Genomic DNA, 625 nt, shown 5'->3' on the forward strand with positions numbered 1-625 from the left:
CGGCGAGTTCCGCGAGCGCATGGCCGGTTCGCTGGCCGCCGGGCTCAAGCAGTATCTGGCCGGTTAGCCGCCGTAGGCCCGCAGGAACGCCTCGGCCGCGGCGTCGGCGATCCGGTCGAGGTCGGCCTCGGTGTAGTGGTCGCCGCCGTCCGAGAACATGACCTTGTTCACCGGGATCCACAACAGCAGCCCGACGAAGTGGTCGGCGGCGAGCTGTGGGTCGTCCATGGGCCGCAGGCCGTGCCCGGCCAGGCGCCCGAAGGCCGTGGCCAGGGTCTGGAGCGACCGTTCGAACCCCTGCTGGTACCAGGTGCGGCCGAGGTCGGGGAAACGGTCGGCCTCGGCGATGATCAGCCGCCGCAGCCGCAGCACGTCGGGCTGCATGGGCGCGCCGAGGAACGCGCGGGCGAGCTGGCGCAGGCCCTCGTCCAGGTCATGGCCGTCCTCCAGCGACGCGGTGACGAGCTTGGCCAGGCCCGCGATCTGGTCGGTCGTGTCGAGGATGATCGTGGTGAAGAGTTGTTCCTTGTCGCTGAAGTGTTTGTAGACGGTCTGCTTCGAGACCGAGGCGATCGCGGCCACCTCGTCCATGCTCGCGCCCACGTAGCCGTTGCGCAGGAACACC

The 625-nt window shown here is 69.8% G+C and carries 1 protein-coding gene; it reads right to left on the minus strand.

What is annotated here, in order from left to right:
• Window positions 1-63 precede the first annotated feature (63 nt).
• A partial coding sequence (locus DMH01_RS42595; protein ID WP_148106613.1) for a TetR/AcrR family transcriptional regulator occupies window positions 64-625 on the minus strand: 562 nt, incomplete at its 5' end.

It is taken from the genome of Amycolatopsis sp. WAC 04182 (assembly GCF_003947465.1).
Taxonomy (GTDB): domain Bacteria; phylum Actinomycetota; class Actinomycetes; order Mycobacteriales; family Pseudonocardiaceae; genus Amycolatopsis.